The sequence below is a fragment of the Shewanella sp. SW24 genome, assembly GCF_025653395.1.
Classification (GTDB): Bacteria; Pseudomonadota; Gammaproteobacteria; order Enterobacterales; family Shewanellaceae; genus Shewanella; species Shewanella oncorhynchi.
The window spans coordinates 120,227-143,674 of the sequence record NZ_JAKKSH010000004.1; the positions used below are offsets into that span (position 1 = coordinate 120,227).

A 23,448-nucleotide genomic window follows, 5' to 3' on the forward strand; every position below is an offset into this window, starting at 1 on the left:
ATACAAGGCACTTAAGTTAAACAAGTGTTAAAAAGTTAAACCAAAGCAAGTCACCAGCGATTATTATCTCTAGAAAATTAACGTTTTATTAATCACCAGATATCGGCAACACATCCCACTTGTGACATGCGACGCACAATGCCACAATGCCAGTAAAATCAATGCTTGCAAGCCAAGCGTCCATCCACACTGGAGCATCATTTTGACCCTCTACGGTATTAAGAATTGCGATACAGTGCGTAAAGCACGTAAATGGATTGAAAATCATCAACTTCCAGTTCATTTCCATGATTTTAGAGATGACGGCCTACGTCAAGAAGACCTCGAATTCTGGTGTCACACCGCTGGCTGGGAAACCGTATTCAATAAGCGCAGCACGAGCTTTCGTGCGCTCAGTGACGCAGATAAAACCGATATCGATCAAGCCAAAGCCATTCAACTTATGCTGGCGCAACCGACACTGATCAAACGCCCCGTCTTAGTCGTCGGTGAACAAGTGCTGATTGGCTTTGATGAAGCCGCCTATAAAAGAGTATTCTCAGTATGATGCCAGCCGACAATTATCCCGTTACAGAACTGACCAAAGCACTGATCGCCCGCCCTTCGGTGACACCGCTTGATGAAGGCTGCCAAACCCTAATGGCTGAAAGACTCAGCGCCATCGGCTTTAATATCGAACCTATGGTATTTGAAGACACCACTAATATGTGGGCTCGCCGTGGTAATGAAGGCCCCGTTTTTTGTTTTGCGGGTCACACAGACGTTGTACCAACGGGCGATGTGAGCCGCTGGCACACGCCGCCTTTTGTGCCCACCATCATTGATGGCTACTTATATGGCCGCGGCGCAGCGGACATGAAAGGCTCACTCGCTGCTATGGTGATTGCCACCGAACGCTTTGTGGCTAAACACCCCAATCATCGTGGCTCTATCGCCTTTTTGATCACCAGCGATGAAGAAGGTCCATTCATCAACGGCACGACGCGAGTCATTGATACCTTAGAAGCGCGCAACGAGAAGATCACCTGGGCATTAGTCGGCGAACCCTCATCAACCCTAAAGCTGGGCGATGTGGTCAAAAATGGTCGCCGCGGCAGCTTAACTGGCAACTTAACCGTGAAAGGCATTCAAGGCCACGTGGCCTATCCACACCTTGCCGATAATCCAATCCACAAAGCCGCACCTTTCTTAGCCGAGCTAAGTCAGATGCACTGGGATAATGGCAATGAGTTTTTCCCACCCACCAGCTTCCAAATTGCCAATATTAATGGCGGCACGGGCGCATCGAATGTGATCCCTGGTGCACTGGAAGTGATGTTTAACTTTCGTTACTCCACCGAAGTGACCGCCGAAATCTTGATTGAGCGAGTTGAAACTCTATTGAAATCCTATGAGCTAGATTACGATATCAGCTGGATTTTCAATGGCCTACCATTTTTAACCGGTGATGGTCCGCTATTAGATGCTACCCGTATCGCGATCCGCCAAGTCACAGGTTATGAAACCGATCCGCAAACCACAGGCGGCACATCAGACGGTCGCTTTATCGCACCAACGGGTGCCAAAGTGTTAGAGCTTGGCCCTGTCAACGCCACCATTCATAAAGTGAATGAATGCGTTAAAATGGACGACCTTGAGCAGTTAGCCCTTTGTTATGAAGTCATTTTGGAACAATTACTGTGTTAGCACATCTGAAGATCCGTCCCGAAACCGCAAAGCTTTACGGCTTAAGCTCCCCTGAATTAGTGGATTATTTAAGCCCGTATCACCTTGGTTATCATAGCTTTGGGTTAGAGGAGAACACAGCTATCGCCTTTAAGTCTATGGCGACAAAAGCTGAAGATGCGGGCATAAAACTCGCGATTTGCTCGGCTCATCGTCCCTTTGAGCGGCAACTGGCAATTTGGAATGCCAAGGCTAGCGGTAAACGCGCGGTATTAGATGCCAATGAATTACCGGTCAATATTCAGGGTTTAAGTGACGATGCTATAGTTGACTTGATTTTGCTCTGGTCGGCGTTGCCTGGCGCTTCACGCCACCATTGGGGTACCGATCTCGATGTGTTCGATGCGGCTCAAATTGATGTTAAAGCCCTGCGCCTTGTTGAAGCTGAATATGTTCAGGGTGGTCCCTGCGCTAAATTACATGCTTGGCTGGTAGAAAATGCCCATGATTTTGGCTTTTACTTCCCGTTTCAGCAGGGACAAAGTGCGGTAAGTCCTGAGCCTTGGCACATCAGCTATTTCCCTGTAGCGCAGTTATTGTTGCCACAATTCGATCGTGCCGAACTGGCAATCCTGTTAGAAAACAGTGATATGTTGCTAAAAGATGCAGTACTCGCCCGATTAGACAATCTAATAGATGAATACGTGCTGCGTATCGCTCAGCCCTAATCACGAAATACTCGCCAAGATCAGTCAACACAGGTTAAGCATAGCGCTATATCGTCAAAATTGGCGCCAAAATGCGGTTTAACACAATGATATATTTGATAAAGTAGGTTTTATGGATTTTTCTTCACACCGTCAGCAGCTTGTTATTGCCGATCGAAAATTAAGTTACCTTGATGTCGGCTCAGGCCCTGTATTGTTGTTTGGGCACAGTTATTTATGGGATAGCGCTATGTGGGCGCCTCAAATTGCCACCTTAAGCGCCCAATATCGCTGCATAGTGCCTGAACTTTGGGGCCATGGTCAGTCAGATTTACTGCCCAATAACAGCAAAACGCTACTCGATATTGCCGATCAAATGCTTGAGCTAATGGATGCTCTTGAGATAACTCACTTTAGTGTTGTCGGACAATCTGTCGGTGCTATGTGGGGCGCAGAATTGGCACTGAAAGCACCAACAAGAATTAAAACCCTCATTATGCTCAACAGTTTTATCGGTTTCGAACCCGAAGTCACCCGTGCGAAATATGATGGCATGCTGGATATGATCAGCGCCGCTAAGGCGATCCCTGCGCCGCTGATCAGTGCAATTTCACCTTTATTCTTCGCCAATGATGCCGCGAATAACACTCCTGAACTGGTTATGGGCTTTGAAAAGTCCCTTGCCAGTATCACAGCGGAGCAAATCCCCACGATAATTAAACTTGGACGAATGATTTTTGGTCGTCGCGATACCATGGAATACGCCGAGCAATTGACGCTGCCCTGCCTCATCATGGCTGGCGTGGAAGATAAGGCCCGCAGCGTATTGGAAAGTTACCTGATGAGTGATGCCATTGACGGCAGCCAACTTGTGCATATTCCTGCGGCAGGACACATATCAACTCTCGAACAAGCGGAATTTATTAACCAACATTTAGCCGATTTTCTGGCTAAACATTATTAATCAATCGCTAAATCTACGCTTCAAGGTGCGAAAACTCGCATCTTGAAGATGAGTATTTCTACTTAGCACATGTTACTAAGATGTGCTTATATCAATATTGCTCACCCATACTTAATTCCTATTTTATGGATAAATACATTAGGCTTTACTTTATTAAAGTCTGTTATTGAGCACGCCTCGTTTCATTAAACTCACCTGTGAAACCTCTATTAACAAGTAAAGACGTTGTTTTTGTTCCAAGCGGCTTAAAAAATGTTGCACAAAGGTGAAATCTACTAATTATCAACTACCTTTATACTGTATTCCCTCAACAAGGTATTCTGCCATGAGAAAAAGTACAGTTGCCCTCTGTGTATTCAGCACACTTTATATACCGTCTCTTTATGCCGATGTTCAAATAAATGGATTTGCCTCTATTGTCGCGGGCTCAAGTCTAAGTGACGATAAAAGCTATTATGGTTACGATAAAGAACTCGATTTTAATAATGATTCCAAAGTTGCCTTACAATTTACCGCCGATCTTGGTAGTGGCTTAAGAGCGACTGCACAAGTGCTATCCAGAGGCAGTAACGATTATAGCGCTGAATTCGAATGGGCTTATATCTCCTATGACATCAGCGACAAACTTATGCTTATGGCGGGTCGCCAACGTTTTAATCTCTATAAATACTCCGATTATATTGATGTAGGCTATGCCTATCATTGGATCACTCCGCCCCGCGGAGTTTATTCACTACCATTTAATTCAGGTGAAGGTGTAGGCTTAGTTTATGCCGATTTATGGGGAGATACCGAAGTAGGTTTGACCTATAAATACATTACCACTTCAGTTTCTGACTACTCGCCTACCGGTTCATCAACGCCTCCTGCGCCCTTCTCCGCCGAGGGCCACATAATGAACTTTAACTTTGTAACCTCAGGGTTTGAGTACGGTTTAAATATTGGCATAGTCACCGATTTCTCCTACGAATTACCCGCACTACTTGGCTTAGGTAATGCAATTTCTCAAACCGGACTCTTTACTCAGCAAGTGGTTGATGATCTTTTACCAATTAATGACAGCGCGTTACTCATTGGCGCTAACGTTAAATATGATGCTGAAAAATGGTTTATTTTGGCCGAATACACGCGAATTGATGTCGATCCCAGTAGCTTTAATATTCAAGATTCAGCCTTTGTTTCCGGCGGGATCCGCTATCACGATTTCACCTTCCACTTGACCTACGGTATTGATAAAGGTGAGCCTCAATACGATGCCTATGACACTATGTTACCTGTTTACAATGGTCTGCCACCGGCAAACCAAGCTGCACTCGCACCGCTTGTTTTTGGAACACAAGCGGCGCTTGAAGCACAGCAGGAAGACAGCGCCTACTACATCATAGGCACCCGCTGGGATTTCCATCCTTCTGCCGCACTGAAACTAGAGTACACCAACTACAGTAACGACAAACCGTCCTCCGATGAACAGTTGCTGAGTATGGCAATAGACTTAGTTTTTTAAGGAGTTAAGCATGAAACTATTAATAAGTTCTCGGTTGATGATAAAAACCTTAGTCGCCAGTGTGCTTCTACTTGGCAGTGCCTGTGTTCAAGCCGAAATTGCCGTCGTGGTGCACCCTTCTAATACGTCAGAAATTAGCGCTGCGGATATTTCACGGATCTATTTAGGCAAACTCAAGTCTTTCCCCAGTGGTGGCACTGTCGTCGCACTCGATCAACCTGAAGGCACGCCCGCACGTGATGCCTTTGTTAAACAGATCCTTAATAAAACCGAGAGTCAGTTAAAAGCCTATTGGTCAAAACTGGTCTTTTCAGGCCAAGGTCAACCGCCCAAAGTCGTCGACTCCAGCGCTGAAATGCTCGCATTGATTGCCGCCAATCCCAATATGATCGGATTTGTTGACGTCAGCGAAGTAAACGACAGCGTGAAAGTGATCAGTAAGTTCTAACCCATACTGCATCATCCTTGTCCGCCTTAACCTGTGGCGGACAAGGTTTCCACTCAGCATTAGCGCGATATAAACAACAAGCACATTATCAAATGGTTCTTGAACCCTCAGAGAGGGCTTATCCATTTGCAGTACTATTAAGAAAAAATAATCTCGATTTTTCAATATCCTGATTCAAACCTTAATTGGATAGACCAGCAGAGCCAAATTTGCTGGTATACTCTTGCTAAAAATGTGCTGCTTGCATGAATTAGAGCATGAGAAGACATTTTATATGTCAATAAAACAATAGGTTAAAATGAAACTACTCAAACCTTTATTCGACAATAACCGCCGCTGGGCCGGACGTATACGCCAAGAAAATCCTGATTTTTTTGAACAATTAGCGAAACAGCAACATCCTGAATACCTGTGGATTGGCTGCTCAGATAGTCGCGTACCCTCAAACCAAATCATTGATCTTATGCCCGGTGAAGTCTTTGTTCACCGTAATATCGCCAACATGGTGATCCATACCGATCTTAACTGCTTATCGGTACTGCAATACGCCGTCGATGTGCTCAAGGTGAAGCATATTATGGTGGTGGGTCACTACGGCTGTGGTGGTGTGCGCGCGGCCATGGGTCAACAACGCTTAGGACTCATCGATAACTGGCTCGGGCATTTACGTGATATCTATCGTATTTATCAGGAAGAATTACAACAGATGGACGAAACCAAACGTTTTGATCGCCTGTGCGAGCTAAACGTGATTGAGCAGGTTGCTAATGTGACCAGTTCAACCATAGTGCAAGAAGCTTGGGATCGCGGCCAAGAAGTGGCGGTACACGGCTGGATTTACGGCATTGATAACGGTTTACTGACAGATTTAGATGTCACGGTTGACCGTGAACATGGTTTAGCTAATCCACGCTAACAGCCTGAATGTAGGCTTTCAACACCCCGCTGAGCGTCATCAATGCTCAGATAAAACCTGCCCCTGTGCAGGTTTTTCTTTTTCCATGACAATTTTCAGCAATAAAACATCGCAAGGGTCTATTACGCCAGTTATAATCCGCCAGTTAATTGCAGGCGACCTATGCGCCACAAATTCTAAGGAGATACCTTCCATGCCCGGTTTTGAATTATTTGGTCCTGAAGAGAAGCAGGAAGTCGCTGACGTTATGGAAAACGGTTTTACCTTCCGTTACAACTTCGACCATATGCGTAATGATCGCTGGAAGACGCGCGATATGGAGCAACTGCTTTGCGAGAAGATGAACGTGAAGCATGCTCACCTTTTATCAAGCGGTACTGCTGCGCTGCAAACGGCCATGATGGCTGCAGGCATTGGTGCTGGCGATGAAGTTATCGTGCCACCTTTTACCTTTGTAGCCTCAGTTGAAGCGATTTTTATGGCAGGCGCTATTCCGATTTTTGCCGAAATCGATGAGACATTGTGTTTATCTCCAGAAGGTATCGAAGCCGCGATTACCCCACGCACTAAAGCCATCAACTTAGTACACATGTGCGGTTCTATGGCGAAGATGGACGAGATCAAAGCCGTCTGTAAAAAACATAACTTACTGATTTTAGAAGATGCTTGCCAAGCCATCGGTGGTAGCTACAAGGGCCAAGCGTTAGGTACTATCGGTGATGTGGGTTGTTACTCATTCGATTCAGTCAAAACCATCACCTGTGGTGAAGGTGGCGCTGTGATCACTAACAACACAGAAATCTACAACAATGCGCACATGTTCTCAGATCACGGCCATGACCATATTGGTAAAGACCGCGGCGCAGAGTCACACCCTATCATTGGCTTGAACTTCCGTATTTCGGAAATGAATGCCGCCTTAGGGTTAGCGCAGTTACGTAAACTCGATACCATTATCGATATTCAACGTAAAAACAAAAAGACCATTAAAGATGCAATGGCCGCTATTCCAGAAGTCACCTTCCGCCAGATCCCCGATCCAGAAGGCGACTCGGCTGGCTTCTTAACCTTTATGTTGCCAACCGAAGCGCGCACGCAAGAAATCAGCAAAAAACTGGCTGAAAACGGCGTTGATGGCTGCTTCTACTGGTATGTAAACAACTGGCATTATTTGAAAAACTGGAAACACATTCAGGAGCTTAAGGCATCTGCTGCGTTGCCAATCACATTAATCGCCGACAGACCTGACTATACTCAAGTTTCTGTGCCTAAATCCGATGCCATTATGAGCCGCACGATTTCTATGCTCATCAAGTTGTCTTGGACCGATGCTCAGATCGCCGAGCGTATCGAAAACATCAAGAAAGCATTTGCCCAATAATTCTACGGGAGTTTGTTGCAATGAGTTTTAAGAATTTTAAAGTAGTTGAAAAAATGATCTTCGGCCGTGGCTCATTCGTCCAATTGGATGAAGTGTTAGCTGCTGAACGTAAAACCGCCGACGACTTCGTGGTGTTTTTAGTCGATGACGTGCATCAAGGCAAAGCCCTTGAGGGCCGCATTCCTGCTAAAGCACAAGACATGGTGATTTGGGTTAACGTTGATGAAGAGCCAAGCACAATTCAAATCGATGCCCTGACTGAACAAGTTCAAGCTTTCAATAGCAAACTGCCAGTGAGCGTCGTCGGTTTAGGTGGCGGTTCAACCATGGACGTAGCTAAAGCAGTATCGCTGATGCTGACAAACCCAGGTGGCTCTGCTATGTATCAAGGTTGGGACTTAATCAAGAACCCAGCGGTACACCACATTGGTATCCCAACGATTTCTGGTACTGGTGCAGAAGCGTCACGCACCGCCGTATTATGTGGTCCAGTACGTAAGCTAGGCCTGAACTCAGATTACACAGTATTCGATCAAATCATCATGGATTCTGAGTTAATCGAAGGCGTAGAAACGGACCAATGGTTCTATACAGGTATGGATTGCTATATCCACTGTGTTGAATCTTTACAAGGTACCTTCTTAAACGAGTTCTCTAAATCCTACGCTGAAAAAGCGATGGATTTATGTCGCCAAGTGTACTTAGACGACCACGTAGAAAAAGACGACAAGCTAATGATGGCGTCTTTCATGGGCGGCATGAGCATAGCTTATAGCCAAGTGGGTGCCTGTCATGCGGTTTCTTACGGTCTGTCCTATATCCTGGGTTACCACCACGGTATCGGCAACTGTATCGCCTTTGATGTGTTAGAAGAATTCTATCCAGAAGGCGTTGAAGAGTTCCGTCTGATGATGAAAAAACATAACATCACGCTGCCGAAGAACATCTGTAAAGATCTGCCAGACGAAACCATAGCGAAAATGGTTGCCGTGACTAAGAGCATGGGTCCACTATGGGCTAACGTTTACGGCGCGGGTTGGGAAGAGAAAGTCACAGATGAAATGTTGACTGCGCTGTTCCGTCGTATCTAAGCTCTAACACATATTAAAAGGGCTCAATTGTGAGCCCTTTTGTCTATATGCATTGTATATCTACACTGTATATCTTTGATAAAAGTAGGATAATTTGATGAATGTGACTCTGTTAATCCCGGCTCGTTACGGTTCAAGCCGCTTCCCGGGCAAACCCTTAGCCCCGATTAACGGCAAGCCAATGATCCAACACGTGTATGAACGCGCGTCGTTAGCCAAAGGCCTCACCAATATTTACGTCGCTACCGATGATGATCGCATTAAAGCGGCCGTTGAAAGTTTTGGCGGCAAAGTGGTCATGACCAGCCCAGATGCTGCCTCGGGTACAGATCGTATCAATGATGCAATAAACCAACTGGGACTGAAAGATGACGATTTAGTGATCAACCTACAGGGCGATCAACCTCTAATTGACCCAACCTCTATCGAGCAAGTCATCAGCCTCTTCGAGCGTCACCCTGGTGAGTTTGAAATGGCCACCTTAGGTTTTGAAATCGTCAATAAAGCCGAGCTTGACGATCCTATGCATGTGAAGATGGTGTTCGATAACAACAACTACGCCTTGTATTTCTCTCGTTCGCGTATTCCTTTTGGCCGCGATACTCAAGATTACCCCGTTTATAAGCACTTAGGTGTGTATGCTTATACACGCAAATTCGTACAGGCCTTCGCCGCCCTACCATTAGGTCGTCTAGAAGATCTGGAAAAACTCGAGCAATTACGTGCATTAGAGTACGGCCATAAGATCAAAATCGCCATTAGCGCCTTTGATTCTATTGAAGTTGATACGCCAGAGGACATTCGTAAATGTGAGCAACGTTTAGCGGTTGATTAATCGCCCGTTAGGTGTGCGCGAGTCAATTCGAAATAGGAGCTGAGTATGTCGACCTTAGAAGTCTGGATCATTATTATTTTGATCGTCGGTGTCATCGCCAGCAATCTTGCTGCGTTGAAGTACAGTGCTAAGTTCAAACTGCCGCAGTTCGGTCAACATGGTAAAGATAAGCAGATAAAGTCAGATACTGCCAAGCCTTCGGCAGCAGACAATGATGCCGATGCGGCTTCAAACAAGCCAAGTTCAGCGGACTCAGAACCCAATAAAGCAGATAAGTAAAACTGAGCCACCTAGGGGCTAAACTCAATGGCGGCTTTTAAAAGTGAGTCTAAAGATGGCTCTTGAATACGCCTTTTAAAGACTGCGCTATAAACACTGAGCAATGACGTTCGCAAACATAGAAAAGGCGCCACAGGCGCCTTTTTTGTCTCTCAAATAACAAGCTAGCCAATGCCACTCATCAGCCTTAGGCTTTTTTCGCTGATGTGCGACTCAATGGCTGCTCCTCAAGGTGCGCCACTAAAAAGACTAAAAAGCGAAACAGGGATTTAATCTTAAGATCATGATTTTTATTGGGCTCAGCCGCGACTAACTTCTGCAGCGATTTGATTCTAGCGTAAGCATTCTCGACTAAAGCGTCGTTCTCTTTACCGACATATTTATTAAACTCGGCAAATTCACCAATAAATTTTAGTGTCACTTTACGGCGATTTAACGCTGTGAGTGCTGCGCCCTCTTTCAGTTTTGCCTCAAAAATACTGCATTCTAAACCACTGGCGATCGCACTTTGCGACAAACAGCTGCTTAACGCATCGGCCAGAAAACCCAAATTGGCTTTTAACTCGAAGGCAATCGCCTGCTTACTGGCGCTCGATTGCTGCCAGCGACTGCGTTCCTTATCAAAAATATCGTATAGCTCTTTCCAAATGCTCATGCGCTTTGCCTACCTTGCACTGAATCGCTCCCTTCGTATATAGCACTCGACTTTTTTGAAATGCTAGCGTTGTTAATACTAACGTTTTTAATACTAGCGACTGAAAGTTATCATAAATTTAAGGTTTTCGGCATAGCGCTATGATAAATAATGGTTTAAAGCACATTCACACTCAAACTAAAATCGGCATAAAAAAATGGCCCGAACGAGTCGGGCCAGAGTGCAAGCTACCTGAGTACGAAATGAGCTCAGTGCGAACTCATGACTAACTCACTACTCATCTAATGACATATAAAGTTAAAGCGCTTGCGATTTTTTCGCGTTATTTTTCTCGGCGGTGAGTCGACGCTGCGCTTCTTTTTTCTCACGGCGCGCTTCAATCACTTGATTTACATCGCTACCGATATGCGCTTCATTACGGGCTTTAGCCAGATTCACTTGACGTTCACGCTCAACGAAACGTTTACGCTGCTCGTCAGAAATTTTATCGATACAATGTGGGCAACTGACACCTTGCACATAGGCAGGACTCTGTTTTTCAGCTTCGGTGATTGGCATACGGCAAGCATTACATTGATCGTATTGGCCTTTCTTCAAGTCATGGTTAACCGCGACGCGATTATCGAACACGAAGCACTCGCCTTCCCACAGACTTTCTTCTGCTTTGACTTCTTCAAGGTATTTAAGAATGCCGCCTTCGAGATGATACACCTCGTCAAAGCCTTGCTCTTTTAAATAAGCAGTTGATTTCTCACAGCGAATACCGCCAGTACAGAACATGGCGACCTTCTTATGTTTAGCAGGATCAAGATTCTGCTTCACATATTCAGGGAATTCTCTGAAGGTTTCAGTCACAGGATTAACGGCATTCTTAAAGGTGCCGATTTGTACTTCATAGTCGTTACGGGTGTCGACTAAAATCACGTCCGGATCAGAAATCAGCGCATTCCAATCTTGAGGCTTCACATAGGTGCCAACCACTTTAAGCGGGTCTATACCTTCAACGCCCATAGTCACGATTTCATTTTTCAGCTTGACTTTAGTGCGGTAGAACGGCATTTCATCGTCGAATGACAATTTGTGCACGATATTGTCTAGGCCATTTTGGCCGTTAAGCCACACCAATAATGCTTCAATTGCTTCTTGGGTGCCGGCAACTGTGCCATTAATTCCTTCGCTTGCGAGGAGCAGAGTGCCTTTGATCTCGGCCTGTTCCATCATAGCGAGCAATGGCGCTCGGATAGATTCAAAATGCGGTAAAGACACAAATTTATATAACGCACACACGACAACTTTAGCCATAACACCCTCTTTGCTGGCTGGAACTTAATTTCCAGTGCATAAACAAATCAATCATCTGCAGCCTTGCTGCAGATCCCAAAAATAGCGCGGAATTCTACCTGAGTCACAGCAAGATAAACACAGATAAAATACAGGGTCTTTAATTCTTTACGCACAGTGGTGAGAAAAATCATTCTATGATGGCAATTTAAGCAGAAATCCCAGTATGAAAGCGTTACCATCTGCGCCCTTTAAACATTGCATGATTGGCACACAACATTTGCATTGGCATACTCGCGTCGTCAATAAGCATGACACGCTGACATCAGCTTTAGTCGCATCAACTTCCATCGCATTAGCGCCGTACAGTAGAGGAAATCCGAATGACTCTTGCCGTCTTATACACCTTCCGCCGTTGCCCCTATGCAATGCGAGCACGTTTAGGACTCTTGTTAGCCCAATGCAATGTTGAAGTCCGTGAAATCGCCCTTAAAGCCAAACCACCACAAATGCTAGCTGCCTCACCTAAGGGTACTGTGCCGGTATTAGTGCTAGCAAACGGTGAGGTGATTGCCGAAAGTCTTGAGATCATACGCTGGGCACTCACGCAAGCAGACCCCTTAGATCTATTGTGTCAGCAAAATCCTGCTATTGAAGATAAAATGGCACAGCTTATCACGCAAAATGATCAACAATTTAAACCATGGCTTGACCGCTATAAATATGCCGACCGTTACCCTGAGCAAACGCAAGCTTATTATTATCAGCAGGCGAGTCATTTCCTCCTGCAACTTGAAACATGCTTAGGGCAACACCCCTTTTTAGTCGCCGATACACCTCGCCTTGCCGACTACGCAATCATACCTTTTGTACGCCAGTTTGCCGCAGTGGATCTTAAATGTGCACTTAGTGATGATTTCCCGCGAGTCGCCGCTTGGCTAAATCGACTTATTTCGAGTGAAATATTTATTCGTGCGATGGAAAAATATGTGATCTGGGACGCTAGCCATTCTCCAATTTGCTTGTTAGGAGACGTGTAAGCCAATAAGATTTAAAGATTATTTTTATTTTATGTTATAGCCATCGGTAAAATATTCGAGTAAGGTACTTGCCACTAGGTAGCTAATTTAGCTAATCGTAGCTAGACAATCTTCTCAAGAAAAGTAACCACGCCTAAAGACTCAAGGACGTGAATGATAGAACACAAGGATAAGACAGTTGGAAAATATGGATATTAATATCATTATTATGCTTGGGGGCCTGGTGATATTGCATTGTCTATTTGCCCTTCGGGCCTTCAAAAGTAAAGTGGATCTCAGCACCAACAAAAAGTGCTTATGGTGCCTACTGAGTCTGATACTCGGCCCTATGGGTTATTATGGTTTTCACGGTTTTATTCCCCTAGATAGAATTCTCAAAGACTAAACGGTAAAACTGAATACCTTCAAAAAACTAGTCATACCATTGATTTACTTATCAAATTAAGACAAAAAATAGCGCAACCTTAAGCTGCGCTATTTTTACGACCCAGTTTAATCAATCAAGGCATTACAGTTAACTACAAATGACTGTGCAACAATACCGAGTCATCAGGAACTTTTTGGATCACAGGCGCTTGCCCTTCAGCCAAGGCTTGTTTATAGCTTTGATTCATTTTAAGGGCGAGATACAAATCTGGCCGGATCAAAATACCACCTTCCCCTGTCTGCATGCCCGCTTGCTCAAACCAACTCAGCATCTGCCGTTTACGTCCCGCAAGCACTAAACGAACGCCACGTTTTTTAAGCAGTTGATGTAAATCAGCCAACATGGCCATCACACTTAAATCCAAATGGGTAAAACAAGGCACTGCATCAATAATGATGCAATCAACAGGCTCAGATTCCCGAATAAACTTTTCCAGTAAACGGCGCTTAAAATACGTCGCATTAAAGTAAGTTAACGGTGAATTAAAGCGATATATAAATACTCCTGGAACCGATTTAGCTTTACCCGATTCATCGACACTGCGGATAACGCCCTTATGATCTAAACCAAGCACTTGATCCGTAGGCCGCATCACAGTAGCAAGGAACTGGAATAAACCCAGTAATACAGCCAAGGTTATCCCAGGGATAACCCCAATAAACAACACAGAGAACAAGGTGATACAGGCAAGTAGAAAAGCAGACCTATCCCGCACTCGCAGATTCCACAGTGACTTTAAATCGATAAGCGAGATAGAGGCAATTACCAGCACCACACCTAAGGCGGCACTGGGGATAAACTTCAAAGGCGCAGTGAAAAATAGCGCCACAACACCAATCAATACCGCCGCAATGATAGACACTAACTGGCTCTTACCACCATTGGCATCATTAACCGCAGTGCGGGAATCCGCACCGCTCACCGCAAAACCTTGAGATATGGCTGACGCTATATTGGCTATTCCTAATGCCCTGAACTCTTTATCGGCATCTATATCGTAACCGTTTTTTGCCGCAAAGCTTCGAGCCGTCAACATCATGCTCACAAAGCTCACCATGGCTAAGTTAAGCGCTGGTACCACAAGCTCACGGGCGATACCTAAATCAAATACAGGCGCTTGAAATGAAGGTAATCCTGAGGTCACTTCTCCGACGACGCTAATATCAAAGCTCGTCAGGTTAAACACCCAAACAAGGAAAGCTGCCATCGCCATTGCGCACATAGAAGCAGGCCATTGGGGACGAAACCGTTTTACTAAGGCATAAGTCGCTAGCGTCACAATCCCCATAGACAATGTCGGCCAATGGGTTTTGGATAAGTAAGAAGGCGCACCGCTGAGGCGTTCGATTAGATAACGCTCATCGAAGGTAAAACCGAATATTTTTGAAAACTGTCCCACGATAATAGTAATTGCAACACCATTAAGCAGTCCCATCAAAATCGGTTTTGATAGAAAATCGGCGAGAACCCCTAGCCTAAAACGACTCGCAATCAAGCACCAAAAGCCTGTCATGGCCGTCATGGTCATCACTAACTGCCAGTGCTTCATACTATCCCCTGCAGCTAGGGGCGTGACAACCGCGGCGATAACAGCACAAGTCGCCGCATCTGGACCCACGATTAATTGTTTTGAGGTGCCAAATAGTGCGTATACCAACATTGGTAATACGCAGGAATACAAACCCACGGCAGCATTCACACCTGTGAGCTGGGCATAAGCAATCGCTACGGGTAATGCCACAGCGGCAACGGATAAGCCTGCGCGCACATCATCCCTAAGCCATTGCTTTTCATATTGTAATAATTGCGCCAATCCCGGCATAAACGAAATCAAACTAGGGAACTTCACTCGGCAACCTCCATATACACACTATCAAGATAAGCAACAAGTATAACTGAGACTGAAAATGTTCAGCTAAAAGGTCATTACCTAAAAAGCCATCAATAGTATGTTGGTTATGGCATAAAGCCAATCATTACGCGAGTGTCTTCCTCAGAATATTTATAGGGTTAGCACTTAATTCAAGCCAAGCTAGCGTAATATCATAGGTAATGACACTAAGAGCAAGCTGCCCATAAACCAATTAAAATGGCGCTTACGTCTATCGGTATTGAGTTTCTTACTGATCGCGGCACCGACAAAGACCCAAGTAAATGATGCAGGAAATCCCACTAAGTTGAACATTAATACGCCAAGAAACGCACTCAACCAAAAGCCATCGCCACTTAATGTAAAAGCGCTACACAGGGTAATCGTCGACATCCAAGATTTAGGGTTAATCCATTGAAATAATGCAGCTTCAATGAGCGTCATAGGTTTTCGTCCATCATCCAAATGCGTGCTCTGCACTGGCGAAGTCACTAATTTATACGCGAGATACAGCAAATATGCTAAAGCGAAATATTTCAATACTTGGTGCAATACCGGTAATGCTTCAAACAAGGTACCGAGGCCGAATAATACCGCAAGATGTAAAGAGGTCGAACCCAAGCGGATCCCTGCAATATGTGGCACGGTACGCAGCACACCAAAATGCGCTCCAGAGCTAGCTAAGAGAATATTGTTCGGTCCGGGAGTCATTGTCATCGTCGCACAAAACAGCGCGGTCGAGGCCATTAAAGTCCATAATTGTGGTTCATAAAGCAGTGCAGTATTCATATTCATCTTAAATTGTATGCATACATTTGTTGACACAAAAAGATGCAATAAATAATATACGGAGAATATTAGAGATCAATGGATTTATTGTCATGGGTACAATCTGGACGCCAGACCTAACGACTTTTTCAGGCCCGAAATATCAGCGCTTAGTCAGTGCCATAGAACAAGGCATTTTGCAGAAGGTGTTAACCCAAGGCAGTAAACTGCCACCGCAGCGCCGTTTAGCTGATGCCTTAGGCATCACAATTGGCACTGTGACCCGCGCCTATGCATTGGCGGAACAAAGGGGTTACGTCGAAGCACGAGTGGGAGATGGCACCTATGTCAACGCCTCCCCTGTACCTGAAATGGGTAACGTACAATTGAATATGGCGACCTGTCAGCAGCCACTCACAGATCAAATCAGCACCCTAAGCGATTGCCTCAGCCAATTAGCGAAAGACCCCACTAAATTGAGTCAGTTACTCGGTTATCGCGCCAGTCCATTAGATCAACACCAACAAGTGTTCCACCAATGGTTAAACCAACGCGGCATACAGCAAACACCCGAGCAACTGGTCTTTACCCATGGCGGCCAGCAAGCCATTTTTGCCTGTTTGAGCGCATTTTTATCAACAGGCGATGTACTGTTACACGAGCAATACAGTTATCCAGGCGTAAGAATTTGTGCTAAACAGCTTGGTGTCACTAGCGTTGGAGTGCCCCTTCTCCACGAAGGATTAGATCTGCCGCGCTTTGAAGCCCTATTACAGATCCACAACCCTAAATTAGTCTATCTCACACTGAATAATCAAAACCCCACTTGCATTCAGTACAGTGAATCACAGCGGCAGAAAATCCTTGAATTATCAGAGCAATATCAATTCTATATCATTGAGGATGACGTGAATTATTGTTTACCTGAAGAATGGCATTCGCCCCTGTGGCAATTAGCAAAACAGCTGGCGATCCCAAGGGTGATTTATATTTCCAGCCTGTCCAAATTGTTTTCTGGCGGCTTAAGGCAAGGTTTTATTCTGGTTCCTGACCCCCTTATCGCCCAAGTGCGACTCGCTATTCATAGCCAATGCTGGATGGTGTCGCCGCTGAATATTGAAATTGCCTGTCAGTTGATAAAGAAAGGTCATATCACTGCAGAACGAGATACGCTCGTACGTCAACGCCAACGTCACTGTATCGCTATGGGCGAACAGCTGGGATTAACCCAAACTTGGCGAGGGTTAAACGGTTGGATACAACTGCCAGAAGATATCAAAGCCCATCACCTCGTTACCGCACTGGCCGCAAAAGGCATATTAGTCCGTAATGGTGATGACTTTAATTGCCATGACAATTTTATCCGCTTGAGCCTTGGTGGCGCCGAAAACGACACTCAATTCAATCTCGCGGTTGAATGCATAGAATCGACCATACGTTCCTTAGTGCAAAATGCTTATTCAGTAGTGTAATGACTGCTTGTATAAGAGCTAACTTTCTGCATAAACATGGCTTTCTAGCCAAGTTATTTTTAATACTCTTTTTTGGGCTGTAATCTATAGCTGCAGTAAGATTGGCCATAAAACTCACGCAGCTATGATGCCTTGAATGTGCTATTTGAGAAATATTCTTCAGCTAGTCAAAAAATATTTCGATAATAAATCTTTTGGTAACTTTAACTTATCCAACAGCGTCATCACCTTCACTTTCATGCTCTTCCGCTTTTACCTTTGCTAAAGCAGATTCTGCTGCTTTTTCTTGGGCTTCCCGCTCTGCAATCGCTTGCTGCACTTTGGCTTCTTCTAAAGCTTCAATTGGCAATAGACTGATAAGCTCAATGCCATTCGGAAATACGGTATCATTACCCGAAACAACGACGACCTTACCTTCTTTCGTCAAGTAAACCAGTGGTATTGCCGTCTCACCGTAACGTTTACGAAAATGTTCAAAGCTGAAGTTTTCGGTTAAATTCGTTACTTTCAGTTGAGCGCCTTTCGCCATTAGGCTGGCTATCTTGGCATAAGACACTGCATCACCAAACAAACATAAACGTTGCTTATAACTTTCAGAGAGCTGGTGGCGCGCACTGCCAACTTCGGTATTATTAAGACCAAAAACTTTTTTAGCACCAAAAAAGTCTTGGAAATGAAAGCTCACTAACGGGTTTAACTGTCGGTAAGGTGAAATAATCAACACGCGGCCAATTCCAGTTAAATCCATATAAGTTTCAGCATGTTCCGAAACAGGATTACCAAAATACACTGGAATATTATCCATACGCGCGAGCCTAATGTTGTCCCAGTTATTATCAGCCAGTAGCACTTTGACATCTTTGGCTTTTAAAATTTTCGCTAACTCTCTGGAAAATTTTGAGGCACCAAAGATCAATAAACCTTGGGCAGAATCGGCTTTAACTCCAAGAAATCGTGCCCAACGTCCCGCCGTTAAACTTTGGACCACCACAGTGCCGATAATAATTAAGAACACTAAGGGCACAATTGCATCTGCGCCCTGCACATTGTTGGCTTCTAACTTGATTGCAAATAAAGAAGATACCGCCGCGGCCACAATACCTCGAGGGGCAATCCAGCATAAAAACCACTTATCCGCTTTCGACAGAGATGTGCCTATACCAGAAGCCCAAATACTAAGCGGTCGTGCCAATAACATGGTCACAGCTAAAACACCCAGTCCACCCCAACCTAAGCCGAGCATGGCATTAGAATCTAATCGCGCCGCCAGTAAAATAAACAGTGCAGAAATTAACAGTACGGTTAATGTTTCTTTAAATTCAAGGATTTCAGCAATATCCACACCACGCATATTCGCAAGCCAAATGCCCATAACCGTCACAGTCAATAAACCCGATTCTTCTTGTAATAGGTTCGAGCCGACAAAGATACCCAGCATTAAGGTCAAAACGGCGGTATTACGCAGATAGTGTGGCAATAGGTTGTGTCTTAAGATTTGTCCCGTTAGATAACCCGCCACTGCGCCAAGTCCTAATCCGAGGGACAACATAGAGCCTAAGGCATAGAGCACATGCGTCGTTTGATCGCTGGCAACGGTTATGTATTCAAAGACTAACACTGCGAGCAGCGCGCCTATTGGGTCAATCACTATACCTTCCCAACGCAAAATACTCGCCAGCTGGGATTTAGGACGCACACTTCTGAGCATTGGCACGATAACGGTAGGTCCAGTCACTACCACTAGTGCCCCAAAGAGCAATGCAATTTCCCAACTAAAATCCAGTAAATAAAAGGTGGCCGTACTGATACAGGCCCAAGTGATCACGGTACCGATAGTCACAAGATGCGTCACCATACGACCATGATCTTTGATTTCTTTGAAGTTAAGAGTCAAAGCCCCTTCAAATAAAATCACGGCGACCCCGAGGGAAATTATCGGAAAAAGCAAATCACCAAAAATCGCATCAGGATTGAGGAATCCAAGCCCAGGGCCTAAAGTGAGCCCACATAGCAACAAGGGTAAAATCGCTGGTAACCGCAGTTTCCAGCCAAGCCATTGACAAAATAACGATAGCACTCCAATTAGCGCTAGCATGCCAGTAATGTGTTCAACCATATAAATCCTTTAGATAACTGAGCTAAATACTAATGAGCTTAGCTTTAATGACGCAGATGACAACAGCATGAACAGTAAGCTGAAATTATCTATTCGATATATCCACTGTTAAATATGACTCTTCCCTCATCACCTATGGAGAAAAATCAAGAAAACGGAGCAATCTAGCGACATCAAGTAAAATAAGCTGTAGTACAAATCCGAAAACATCAGATTTACCTTAAATAGGGATTTAAACTTAAAATAGAAAAACAAAAAAGCCTTATCTTTCGACAAGGCTTTAATCATTTGATGAAGCGAAGACATTGATCAGCGATACACGCTGGTGACTTTCGATAATACGCTAGCTCAAACTTTTATCGTTATTAGGTTACAACCATGGCGATAAGCAAATCCCTAACAACTAAAATGCGTGTGGGCCCTACTCACTTGATAGGCACAACCACACTTATACATATTTACCGAATCCAAATAATAACGCAGGGGATAAATCCCCTGCTTAACACCATTAATCCCTACGGCTACCGTAGTAATCGTGCAGTTCGTTTTCCCATTCAACATCTTTCATATTGGGCCAATGGCCTTTGTCAAACCCCGGCGCCGTTTTGAGTCGCTCTAATGATATGTCCATGACAAAACATTTTTGCTCATGATTAAGTGTCAGCATCTTCCAAGGCACTGCAAACAGCTTTTCTCCAAAACCAAAATAAGTACTAAACGACAGTACCGCATACCCGACGTGGCCCGTTTCCACTTCAAGCATAATTTCTTTGATATCCCCTAAGGTTTCACCAGAATTATTAACAACATTATTGCCGATCAGTGTTTCAGCGCCCATCAGATATGGGCCGGGTCCTTGTGCCAATGATGGAGAAGCGAACTGTGGATTGTTGTAAATACCGTAAACATCGCGATCATGATAATTCATTTTGTTGACCTCTTTATTAGCGCAGCCCATGAAACTGGACAACGGAATAAGTGAAATACCAAACGTTGGTTTCGAATTGAACATGTCCGTCATTGGACATAAGTTAGAGTATGCATCTCTACAATCACTCGCTCTGTTCGGCATACCGCTTATCAGTTAATGCGAATATAAACACATCGATTCGTCAGATCCCTGTAAGTGCGCCACCGTACCGACATCCCATTTACTAGGGCACAGACTCATGTTACCCAGTGCAAAATTGCCCCGGTATCAGGAAGATTAGCCATGTCAATTGCGACTATTTTATTGATTATTTTAATTTTGTTATTTCTCGGCATGATCCCCACTTGGCCCCATAGCCGAAACTGGGGTTATCGTCCTGGTGGACTTATAGGCATAGTGCTACTGGTGCTGATTATATTGCTGTTAACGGGACGCGTTAGCTAATGCCCCCATTTTTACTCTTTATCAAAAAGGATAATCTGATGAGAACAATTAAAATGTTAAGTATCTTCCTGCTGGCTCTAGGCTTAGTCGCCGTGGCCAGTTGCAGTTCTGCATACAACAAAGAAGGTACTGGCGAGTATTTAGACGACAGTGTGGTCACCACCAAAGTGAAAGCTGCCATTTTAGGTGATAAAAACTTAAGTGTGGCCGAGATTAATGTTGAAACCTTTAAAGGCGTGGTCCAGCTCAGCGGGTTTGTTAAATCGCGTGAAGATATCAATACTGCGGTAAAACTAACAAGCAAAGTCCCCGGCGTTATTTCAGTCAAAAACGATATGCAACTAAAATCTGGCGCACCTTCACCGCAACTAAAAAACTAGTCATTTAATCTCCATCATTCCGCAGCCCCGTTCTGATGCTGCGGCCCTTCTTTTTGCAGCAGATTTTCTGGTGCCAAGTCAATGCCACCACAGGTTGAACCGCTATGCCCACTCAACACCAAGACACATTAGCCCCACAAATTCAGAACCGATTAATCCGTCATCTGCCAGTGGTGGAACAAGCAGATTTATTATCGCAAGCTGAATTAGTCCAACTTAACTTTGCCGACTTACTGTGCAAGCCTGGCGAGTCATATCAATATGTCTATTTTCCCTTAACGGCTTTTATTTCTTTGATTGCTAAACTCCCCAAACATCCTGCATTGGAAATGGGTTTGATTGGTTACGAAGGTATGCTTGGGGCGACAACCTTGTTGGGCACTCGGCAAGTGCCTTCCGAGGCGATCATCCAAGGTTCAGGTCAAGCTTGGCGGCTCCCCATTGCAACCTTTGAAGGCTTACTCGCTCAAAATACCAATCTGAAGCAAATAGTAGAGACTTATCTATACACCTTGTTATGCCAATTATCACAAAATGCAGTCTGTGCCCATTTTCACTCCATTGAGTCTCGGCTAGCACGTTGGTTGCTAATGAGTCACGACCGAATTCAAACTGATGAGTTATATCTAACCCATCAATTCTTAGCCGACATGCTGGGTGTTAGGCGAAGCAGTATTACCGAAGCCGCAGGCAATTTACAGACCCGAGGTAGCATTTCATATAATCGTGGGCGGTTACATATTCTTGATCGGCAAGCTCTACTTGCCCGTTGCTGCAGTTGCTATCACTCAATGCGCACTTAAGTGCATATTTTCCACTCAACGATTCAAAAAATCTGCCATTATGTTCGCTACCGTACATAGCATAGGTGTTTCTCGCTGTAGCCTGAGTTAGCGACATCATCAAACAAGGACACGCTATCATAATGGACACACTAACACTGAAATCTGTATCAGAGCGCCCGCCACCGGAAACTCACTTACCGCCAGAATCCAATCGGTTGTTATGTGAATTGCCAGAAGAAGTCAAACAACGTATTTTCCCGCATCTGGAACTGGTTCCATTAGAACTCGGACAAGTAGTCTGTGAAGCAGGTTCAAAGCAGCGTTATGTGTATTTCCCGCTGGACTCGATTATTTCGCTGCTGTATGTGATGGAAAATGGGGCATCCGCTGAAATTGCCGTCGTTGGCAATGATGGTATGGTCGGCGTTGCCCTGTTTATGGGAGGAGAAAGCACCACGACTCGCGCTGTAGTGCAAAGTGCTGGCGTTGCCTATCGATTGTTTGGTCAGCGGCTTAAAGACGAATTTAACCGTCATGGCGCCCTGCTCCATCTGTTACTACGTTACAGTCAGGTGCTACTGACCCAAATGGCCCAGACCGCAGTTTGCAATCGCCACCATAGTATTGAACAGCAACTGTGTCGTTGGTTACTGCTTTCGATAGATAGGCTGCCCGATGATCGCGTGCTGATGACACAAGAATTGATTGCCAATATGCTCGGCGTGCGTCGTGAAGGTGTCACCGATGCGGCAGGCAAACTGCAGCGCATGGGAATTATCAATTACAGTCGTGGGAATATTGAAGTGGTCGATCGCGCGTTACTAGAACAAACCTGTTGTGAATGTTACGCAGTCGTTAAGCAGGAATCAGAACGGCTGATGCCACCTCAACAAGCGCAGCAAACATAAACGTACTGTGGATAAAAATACACATAACGGATGGCTAGACCACTCGTACAACAGCCATTCTATCGTTATCCCATATGCCACTTCAGTACTACAACCACACTGGTACTGCAGAGCATAAACAAAACAGGCAGTCATCAACCCTACACGCCAACATGGCGCAAACTGATACTGCCTAATATCCAACACATTATCTTTGTAATCAATGTATTATAATTAATCATATCGACCCACCCAGCAAACAAAAAACGTGCCAAGCGGCCAATATTGCCACCACTAATCCCATGCGCGCTAACGCACAGACGTTCAATATTTAGCAGGTCATGCTGAATGTACGGTTCATGCACTCTTGCACTACACTGGGTTACTTGAGGTTTATATGAAAAAATTCACAGAACAACATAAATCCATCGATAACGATGCACAGAATTCCAACACCAACAAAGCCAATCCTCCCGTCGTAGCCCGCAACCGTCAGATGATCAAAACCACAGTTGCGGATAAAGCTAAACAAGACGTGGATACCAGTAAAAGCACACAAAATAAGCGAGGTTGAAGAACTTAAATCAAACGACAAGGAAGGT

25 protein-coding genes are annotated in these 23,448 nt (G+C 44.8%); 19 read left to right on the forward strand and 6 right to left on the reverse strand.

Going from position 1 to position 23,448, the window contains the following annotated elements:
* Window positions 1-202 precede the first annotated feature (202 nt).
* The 11 genes from L5M17_RS05505 to L5M17_RS05555 all read left to right on the forward strand — a co-directional run bounded on the left by L5M17_RS05505 (window position 203) and on the right by L5M17_RS05555 (window position 9,790).
* A complete protein-coding gene (locus L5M17_RS05505) occupies window positions 203-547 on the forward strand; it encodes an ArsC family reductase (RefSeq protein ID WP_263145808.1) in 345 nt (114 codons plus the stop codon).
* Window positions 547-1,686 (forward strand): succinyl-diaminopimelate desuccinylase, encoded by a 1,140-nt coding sequence (dapE, locus tag L5M17_RS05510; protein WP_263145956.1) that lies wholly within the window; start codon window positions 547-549, stop codon window positions 1,684-1,686. Before L5M17_RS05505 ends, dapE begins: the two co-directional genes overlap by 1 nt.
* On the forward strand, window positions 1,680-2,393 hold the full coding sequence (locus tag L5M17_RS05515) for a M15 family metallopeptidase (RefSeq protein ID WP_263145809.1): 714 nt from the start codon (window positions 1,680-1,682) through the stop codon (window positions 2,391-2,393). The genes dapE and L5M17_RS05515 overlap by 7 nt, the downstream gene beginning before the upstream one ends.
* A gap of 112 nt (window positions 2,394-2,505) precedes the next feature.
* Entirely contained in the window at window positions 2,506-3,336 is an 831-nt protein-coding gene (locus L5M17_RS05520) for an alpha/beta fold hydrolase (protein WP_263145811.1), read from the forward strand.
* Window positions 3,337-3,661: 325 nt separating this feature from the next.
* Entirely contained in the window at window positions 3,662-4,840 is a 1,179-nt protein-coding gene (locus tag L5M17_RS05525) for a porin (protein ID WP_263145813.1), read from the forward strand.
* Between the two features lie 10 nt (window positions 4,841-4,850).
* On the forward strand, window positions 4,851-5,288 hold the full coding sequence (locus L5M17_RS05530) for a phosphate ABC transporter substrate-binding protein (protein WP_113939603.1): 438 nt from the start codon (window positions 4,851-4,853) through the stop codon (window positions 5,286-5,288).
* A gap of 298 nt (window positions 5,289-5,586) precedes the next feature.
* The gene (gene can / locus L5M17_RS05535) at window positions 5,587-6,204 is read left to right on the forward strand and encodes a carbonate dehydratase (RefSeq protein ID WP_263145815.1); all 618 of its coding nucleotides are present in this window, start codon (window positions 5,587-5,589) and stop codon (window positions 6,202-6,204) included.
* Window positions 6,205-6,397: 193 nt separating this feature from the next.
* On the forward strand, window positions 6,398-7,585 hold the full coding sequence (gene kdnA / locus L5M17_RS05540) for an 8-amino-3,8-dideoxy-alpha-D-manno-octulosonate transaminase KdnA (protein ID WP_028760065.1): 1,188 nt from the start codon (window positions 6,398-6,400) through the stop codon (window positions 7,583-7,585).
* A 20-nt stretch (window positions 7,586-7,605) separates the two neighbouring features.
* Complete coding sequence (kdnB, locus tag L5M17_RS05545) at window positions 7,606-8,676, forward strand: 3-deoxy-alpha-D-manno-octulosonate 8-oxidase KdnB (protein WP_113939602.1); 1,071 nt, start codon at window positions 7,606-7,608, stop codon at window positions 8,674-8,676.
* Window positions 8,677-8,773: 97 nt separating this feature from the next.
* The gene (gene kdsB, locus L5M17_RS05550) at window positions 8,774-9,511 is read left to right on the forward strand and encodes an 8-amino-3,8-dideoxy-manno-octulosonate cytidylyltransferase KdsB (protein ID WP_028760067.1); all 738 of its coding nucleotides are present in this window, start codon (window positions 8,774-8,776) and stop codon (window positions 9,509-9,511) included.
* A gap of 45 nt (window positions 9,512-9,556) precedes the next feature.
* Window positions 9,557-9,790, forward strand: coding sequence for a DUF2897 family protein (locus L5M17_RS05555; RefSeq protein ID WP_263145817.1), 234 nt, complete (start codon window positions 9,557-9,559; stop codon window positions 9,788-9,790).
* A 187-nt stretch (window positions 9,791-9,977) separates the two neighbouring features.
* Here L5M17_RS05555 and L5M17_RS05560 read toward each other — a convergent pair whose 3' ends face one another.
* On the reverse strand, window positions 9,978-10,445 hold the full coding sequence (locus L5M17_RS05560) for a hypothetical protein (RefSeq protein ID WP_263145819.1): 468 nt from the start codon (window positions 10,443-10,445) through the stop codon (window positions 9,978-9,980).
* A 297-nt stretch (window positions 10,446-10,742) separates the two neighbouring features.
* Complete coding sequence (locus L5M17_RS05565; RefSeq protein WP_263145821.1) at window positions 10,743-11,747, reverse strand: rhodanese-related sulfurtransferase; 1,005 nt, start codon at window positions 11,745-11,747, stop codon at window positions 10,743-10,745.
* Between the two features lie 362 nt (window positions 11,748-12,109).
* On the opposite strand from L5M17_RS05565, the gene L5M17_RS05570 reads away from it, so the two are divergent.
* Together L5M17_RS05570 and L5M17_RS05575 are read left to right on the forward strand one after the other, a co-directional pair.
* On the forward strand, window positions 12,110-12,766 hold the full coding sequence (locus L5M17_RS05570; RefSeq protein ID WP_263145823.1) for a glutathione S-transferase: 657 nt from the start codon (window positions 12,110-12,112) through the stop codon (window positions 12,764-12,766).
* Window positions 12,767-12,953: 187 nt separating this feature from the next.
* Entirely contained in the window at window positions 12,954-13,151 is a 198-nt protein-coding gene (locus L5M17_RS05575; protein ID WP_263145958.1) for a hypothetical protein, read from the forward strand.
* Window positions 13,152-13,284: 133 nt separating this feature from the next.
* Here the strand turns inward: L5M17_RS05575 and L5M17_RS05580 are convergent, their stop codons facing one another.
* Both L5M17_RS05580 and L5M17_RS05585 read right to left on the reverse strand, forming a co-directional pair.
* Window positions 13,285-15,042: a SulP family inorganic anion transporter gene (locus tag L5M17_RS05580; RefSeq protein WP_263145825.1), complete on the reverse strand. Its 1,758-nt coding sequence runs from the start codon at window positions 15,040-15,042 to the stop codon at window positions 13,285-13,287.
* 183 nt (window positions 15,043-15,225) lie between these two features.
* On the reverse strand, window positions 15,226-15,852 hold the full coding sequence (locus tag L5M17_RS05585; RefSeq protein ID WP_263145826.1) for a LysE family translocator: 627 nt from the start codon (window positions 15,850-15,852) through the stop codon (window positions 15,226-15,228).
* 92 nt (window positions 15,853-15,944) lie between these two features.
* Between L5M17_RS05585 and L5M17_RS05590 the strand changes: the two genes are divergently transcribed.
* Window positions 15,945-17,303, forward strand: a complete 1,359-nt coding sequence (locus tag L5M17_RS05590) for a PLP-dependent aminotransferase family protein (protein ID WP_263145829.1) — start codon at window positions 15,945-15,947, stop codon at window positions 17,301-17,303.
* Window positions 17,304-17,511: 208 nt separating this feature from the next.
* On the opposite strand, the gene L5M17_RS05595 is transcribed toward L5M17_RS05590, so the two are convergent.
* Together L5M17_RS05595 and L5M17_RS05600 are read right to left on the reverse strand one after the other, a co-directional pair.
* Window positions 17,512-19,419, reverse strand: coding sequence for a cation:proton antiporter (locus L5M17_RS05595; protein ID WP_173496653.1), 1,908 nt, complete (start codon window positions 19,417-19,419; stop codon window positions 17,512-17,514).
* A gap of 508 nt (window positions 19,420-19,927) precedes the next feature.
* Complete coding sequence (locus L5M17_RS05600; RefSeq protein ID WP_028760076.1) at window positions 19,928-20,347, reverse strand: PRC-barrel domain-containing protein; 420 nt, start codon at window positions 20,345-20,347, stop codon at window positions 19,928-19,930.
* A gap of 285 nt (window positions 20,348-20,632) precedes the next feature.
* Between L5M17_RS05600 and L5M17_RS05605 the strand changes: the two genes are divergently transcribed.
* From L5M17_RS05605 to L5M17_RS05625, 5 genes are all read left to right on the forward strand, one after another.
* Window positions 20,633-20,794: a DUF3309 domain-containing protein gene (locus L5M17_RS05605; RefSeq protein ID WP_263145833.1), complete on the forward strand. Its 162-nt coding sequence runs from the start codon at window positions 20,633-20,635 to the stop codon at window positions 20,792-20,794.
* 38 nt (window positions 20,795-20,832) lie between these two features.
* The gene (locus tag L5M17_RS05610) at window positions 20,833-21,174 is read left to right on the forward strand and encodes a BON domain-containing protein (RefSeq protein WP_028760077.1); all 342 of its coding nucleotides are present in this window, start codon (window positions 20,833-20,835) and stop codon (window positions 21,172-21,174) included.
* Window positions 21,175-21,278: 104 nt separating this feature from the next.
* Complete coding sequence (locus tag L5M17_RS05615; protein ID WP_263145835.1) at window positions 21,279-21,977, forward strand: Crp/Fnr family transcriptional regulator; 699 nt, start codon at window positions 21,279-21,281, stop codon at window positions 21,975-21,977.
* Between the two features lie 122 nt (window positions 21,978-22,099).
* A complete protein-coding gene (locus tag L5M17_RS05620) occupies window positions 22,100-22,867 on the forward strand; it encodes a Crp/Fnr family transcriptional regulator (RefSeq protein ID WP_263145836.1) in 768 nt (255 codons plus the stop codon).
* A gap of 376 nt (window positions 22,868-23,243) precedes the next feature.
* Window positions 23,244-23,420: a hypothetical protein gene (locus L5M17_RS05625; RefSeq protein WP_258547609.1), complete on the forward strand. Its 177-nt coding sequence runs from the start codon at window positions 23,244-23,246 to the stop codon at window positions 23,418-23,420.
* The last annotated feature ends 28 nt before the right edge of the window (window positions 23,421-23,448 follow it).

What these genes read in the sequence shown, in the direction of transcription:
- dapE (WP_263145956.1), top strand. Translation starts at nt 547, where the DNA reads ATGCCAGCCGACAATTATCCCGTTACAGAACTGACCAAAGCACTGATC.
- L5M17_RS05520 (WP_263145811.1), top strand. Translation starts at nt 2,506, where the DNA reads ATGGATTTTTCTTCACACCGTCAGCAGCTTGTTATTGCCGATCGAAAA.
- L5M17_RS05525 (WP_263145813.1), top strand. Translation starts at nt 3,662, where the DNA reads ATGAGAAAAAGTACAGTTGCCCTCTGTGTATTCAGCACACTTTATATA.
- L5M17_RS05530 (WP_113939603.1), top strand. Translation starts at nt 4,851, where the DNA reads ATGAAACTATTAATAAGTTCTCGGTTGATGATAAAAACCTTAGTCGCC.
- can (WP_263145815.1), top strand. Translation starts at nt 5,587, where the DNA reads ATGAAACTACTCAAACCTTTATTCGACAATAACCGCCGCTGGGCCGGA.
- kdnA (WP_028760065.1), top strand. Translation starts at nt 6,398, where the DNA reads ATGCCCGGTTTTGAATTATTTGGTCCTGAAGAGAAGCAGGAAGTCGCT.
- kdnB (WP_113939602.1), top strand. Translation starts at nt 7,606, where the DNA reads ATGAGTTTTAAGAATTTTAAAGTAGTTGAAAAAATGATCTTCGGCCGT.
- kdsB (WP_028760067.1), top strand. Translation starts at nt 8,774, where the DNA reads ATGAATGTGACTCTGTTAATCCCGGCTCGTTACGGTTCAAGCCGCTTC.
- L5M17_RS05555 (WP_263145817.1), top strand. Translation starts at nt 9,557, where the DNA reads ATGTCGACCTTAGAAGTCTGGATCATTATTATTTTGATCGTCGGTGTC.
- L5M17_RS05560 (WP_263145819.1), bottom strand. Translation starts at nt 10,445, where the DNA reads ATGAGCATTTGGAAAGAGCTATACGATATTTTTGATAAGGAACGCAGT.
- L5M17_RS05565 (WP_263145821.1), bottom strand. Translation starts at nt 11,747, where the DNA reads ATGGCTAAAGTTGTCGTGTGTGCGTTATATAAATTTGTGTCTTTACCG.
- L5M17_RS05570 (WP_263145823.1), top strand. Translation starts at nt 12,110, where the DNA reads ATGACTCTTGCCGTCTTATACACCTTCCGCCGTTGCCCCTATGCAATG.
- L5M17_RS05575 (WP_263145958.1), top strand. Translation starts at nt 12,954, where the DNA reads ATGGATATTAATATCATTATTATGCTTGGGGGCCTGGTGATATTGCAT.
- L5M17_RS05585 (WP_263145826.1), bottom strand. Translation starts at nt 15,852, where the DNA reads ATGAATACTGCACTGCTTTATGAACCACAATTATGGACTTTAATGGCC.
- L5M17_RS05590 (WP_263145829.1), top strand. Translation starts at nt 15,945, where the DNA reads ATGGGTACAATCTGGACGCCAGACCTAACGACTTTTTCAGGCCCGAAA.
- L5M17_RS05595 (WP_173496653.1), bottom strand. Translation starts at nt 19,419, where the DNA reads ATGGTTGAACACATTACTGGCATGCTAGCGCTAATTGGAGTGCTATCG.
- L5M17_RS05600 (WP_028760076.1), bottom strand. Translation starts at nt 20,347, where the DNA reads ATGAATTATCATGATCGCGATGTTTACGGTATTTACAACAATCCACAG.
- L5M17_RS05605 (WP_263145833.1), top strand. Translation starts at nt 20,633, where the DNA reads ATGTCAATTGCGACTATTTTATTGATTATTTTAATTTTGTTATTTCTC.
- L5M17_RS05610 (WP_028760077.1), top strand. Translation starts at nt 20,833, where the DNA reads ATGAGAACAATTAAAATGTTAAGTATCTTCCTGCTGGCTCTAGGCTTA.
- L5M17_RS05615 (WP_263145835.1), top strand. Translation starts at nt 21,279, where the DNA reads ATGCCCACTCAACACCAAGACACATTAGCCCCACAAATTCAGAACCGA.
- L5M17_RS05620 (WP_263145836.1), top strand. Translation starts at nt 22,100, where the DNA reads ATGGACACACTAACACTGAAATCTGTATCAGAGCGCCCGCCACCGGAA.
- L5M17_RS05625 (WP_258547609.1), top strand. Translation starts at nt 23,244, where the DNA reads ATGAAAAAATTCACAGAACAACATAAATCCATCGATAACGATGCACAG.